Source organism: Nodosilinea sp. LEGE 07088, from assembly GCF_015207395.1.
Lineage (GTDB): Bacteria > Cyanobacteriota > Cyanobacteriia > Phormidesmidales > Phormidesmidaceae > Nodosilinea.
Genome location: NZ_JADEWX010000319.1, coordinates 1 through 3,203, shown reverse-complemented (window position 1 = coordinate 3,203; position 3,203 = coordinate 1). Strand labels below are relative to the sequence as shown.

Below are 3,203 nucleotides of genomic sequence, written 5' to 3'. Positions count from 1 at the left end.
GGGGGCGAGGGGGCGGCTTCAACCTTGGTCAGCAGCGATAGGGATTGCTGAACGGCGAAATCACACCATATCGAGGGTTTTGCCCATTAGCTTGCGAAATTCCAGCATGGCGGTGTAAGTCGGCAGCACAAACACCGTATCGCCAGACTTGGCCTGGGCAAAGGATAGATCAATGGCTTGGTGAATCGATTCCTCAGCCGGAATGGGGCTGGCAGATTTATCCAGGGCATACTTCAGCCGCACGGCCATATCCTTGGCGCGAATGCCGGTGCAGAGCACCCAGTCGATGTCGGCCTGGTTGAGCCGCTCTAGCTCGCTATCCCACAGCCAGGAGACATCCCTACTGTCGGCGGTATTGTCGTTGATCGCCAATATCAGCTTCAAAGCAGGAATATTGCGCAGCAGCTCCAGGCTGAGGCTAAAGCTGGCTGGGTTCTTGACCAGCAGCAGCCGGTAGTTGACCTGTTTGTCGCCCTGGTGCCGAGCCAGAATTTCGCCCCGGCCAAAGGCCGGCCTAAAGGTCTTGAGCCCAGCCACAGCGGTATGCTCATCTATCCCCAAAAGGCTGGCAATGCCAATAGCGGTGAGGGCGTTGTAAACATGGAAGAATCCGGGTGAAACGGTTTTGGCCTGGGGAATATGCACCGCCTCACCCTCAATTTGGCCCTGGATGGCAAAGTCGGTGGTGAGGTCTGGGTTGATGTGAATGTCGATCGCCTCTAGCCCCTGGCTGTGGATATCTCGCCGGTTGAGCTTGCCCTCGTAGGGCAAAAAACGGGCGTACTCTGGGGCCAACGACACAAAGTAGGTGGCGTTGCCCAGCCCCTGGGTGAGGCGGGCGGTGCGGGGGTCATCGCCGTTGACCACGACAGCAGCCGTGGGGCACTGGGCAATGCCATCGCGAATCAGCTTCTCAGTGTGATCAATTTCGCCGTAGGCATCGAGTTGGTCGCGGTAGAGATTGGTGACGGCAATAACAGTGGGTTTAATCAAGCTGGCGATGCGGGGTAGGGTCGCCTCCTCAACCTCAAGCACCGCATGGGTAAAGTCGAGGCGGCCCAGGGGGCTGCTCTGCTTGAGCAACTCTGACAAAATCCCCTGGCTCAGGTTGGCCCCGGCTTTGTTGCGCAGCACCTTGGCCCCCGCTAGCTGATCGAGGATGGCGCTCAGCATCGTCTGGCTGGTGGTTTTGCCGTTGGTGCCGGTGATCGCTACGACGGTCGGAATTTGGCTCACTAGGGCTTCTAATACAAAGGGAAAGTAGCGCCCGACCAGATATCCTGGCAGCGCCGTCCCGGAGCCTCGCCCAGAGGCCCGCAGGGCCAGGGTCAGCAGCTTGGCAAAGGCGACAATTGGAATCAGCAGCAGTTGGTTCATGGCAGGGGCAACGCTACCTAGCAGCAACAATATGTTGCAAAGCGTACCAGAGTCTCTGATTCGGTGGATGGGTAAGGCGGCGGATGGGTGAGCGAGTACGGCCATCGGCCAGTCAGACAATCGAGGTCAGACCCGGTCGATGTTGTCGGCTAGGCGATCGCCTAGAAGTCTCTTATAGGTGGGGTCTTGGGTGCCGAGGAGTCGATCCCAAAAGGTAAAATAAAGCCCGTAATGAACGGTGTACTTGAGGTGATGGATAGAGTGGTGAGCCGGGCCAATCAACCAGGAGCCGAGCCAGTGGTGAGGAAAGATAGCTGGTAATCGATCTGGCCCCAAATGGTTGAGGACAGCCCACACCGTCATGGTGGTGAGTACCGCAATCACGGTGATGAAATGCAGCGGCAGCACACAGACAATGCCCACTAAAAAGATTGCCTGGACAACAGCTTCTAGGGGGTCAAAGGCAAAGGATGTCCAGGGAGTCGGGTAGCGCGATCGATGGTGACCCCGGTGTAAGCAACCAAATAACCTCGGGTGATGAAACAGTCGGTGGGTAAAGTAAAAGTAGGTGTCTTGCAGCACTAATACTGCACCGTAGCTGATCCCCAAATACCACAGCCCATAGTCGTTAGGGTCGATGTATAGACGCATGATGCCCTCTCGGTAGGCGCAGAGCACAAAAGCGGCGGCTAGGGCGAATATCAACGCCGAGAGGGTAGAGAGTTTAATGTCGTGGCGAATCGTTGTCCAGGACGGAGCTTGATGGAGCATCCTAGGATTAATAAACGACTGACTCATCGACGAATAAAAGAACCAATAGGTGGCCCCCGCCACCAGAAAATAGCGACCCAGGATAATTCCTAAAAAAGCAATGCTATAAAACCCAAAGGAGTGCTCTCTCAAGTCGATTTAGATCCTCATTGGGGTTTTTGGAGGGCGGCAGGATCCGCCTAGGGTAGGACAACGGCATTCTACCCTGTGCCTGCGCTCTATAATATCTATCCAGAAGAGTAACTATGAACGCAGGCAAGACCGTCGTCTGGCTGATTGGAGGAACGGGGGAAGCGGTGACGTTAGCCCACCAGCTCGCGTCGTCAGGCATTGCTTGCCTAGTAACAATAACCACCACCACCGCCCGGCAAGCCTATGGGGAACAGCCTGATTTAACCGTGAGGGTGGGGAGGGTGGATGCTTCTGCTCTGGGAGAATTTATCATCGCCCAGAGGGTCGGCGCGGTGCTGGATGCATCCCACCCGTTTGCGGTGGAGATTTCGCGGGGTGCGATCGCCGCTGCCCAAGGCCTCAATATCCCCTACTGGCGCTACGAGCGACCTGAGCTAGAGACCCCCTCGGGGAGTGGACTGATTCAATATCTGCCAGGCCTGGAGGCGGTTTTAACTCCAGAGGTTTTGGCCGGAGAGCGGGTTTTGCTCACCCTCGGCTATCGCTGGCTGCATCACTTTACCCCCTGGCAACGCCAGGCCACGCTATTCGCTCGCATTCTGCCCTCAACCCTAGCCCTAGAGGCCGCGCTATCGGCGGGGTTTACGAGCGATCGCCTGATTGCCCTGCGCCCTCCCGTTGGCCCAGAGCTAGAGGCCGCCCTCTGGCAGCAGTGGCAGATTACCCGCGTCATTACCAAGGCCTCGGGTGCCCCCGGTGGCGAGGACACCAAACGGGCGATCGCCCAGCAGCTTGGCATTTCTTTGCGGATATTGAATCGACCCCAGCTCAACTATCCCGTGGTGTGCCGCAGCCAGCCCGAGGCCCTAGCGCGATGCCAAGCCTGGTGGCAATCCTCCCCCCATCCCACCTGAGTTCTCCCC

The 3,203-nt window shown here is 57.5% G+C and carries 3 protein-coding genes; 1 reads left to right on the top strand and 2 read right to left on the bottom strand.

The window, feature by feature from the left end; genetic code table 11:
* Window positions 1-60 precede the first annotated feature (60 nt).
* On the bottom strand, window positions 61-1,377 hold the full coding sequence (locus IQ254_RS30470; RefSeq protein ID WP_193969882.1) for a Mur ligase family protein: 1,317 nt from the start codon (window positions 1,375-1,377) through the stop codon (window positions 61-63).
* Window positions 1,378-1,503: 126 nt separating this feature from the next.
* Window positions 1,504-2,280 (bottom strand): sterol desaturase family protein, encoded by a 777-nt coding sequence (locus IQ254_RS30465; protein WP_193969881.1) that lies wholly within the window; start codon window positions 2,278-2,280, stop codon window positions 1,504-1,506.
* Between the two features lie 113 nt (window positions 2,281-2,393).
* Here IQ254_RS30465 and IQ254_RS30460 point away from each other — a divergent pair, with 113 nt between their 5' ends.
* A complete protein-coding gene (locus tag IQ254_RS30460; RefSeq protein ID WP_193969880.1) occupies window positions 2,394-3,194 on the top strand; it encodes a cobalt-precorrin-6A reductase in 801 nt (266 codons plus the stop codon).
* The last annotated feature ends 9 nt before the right edge of the window (window positions 3,195-3,203 follow it).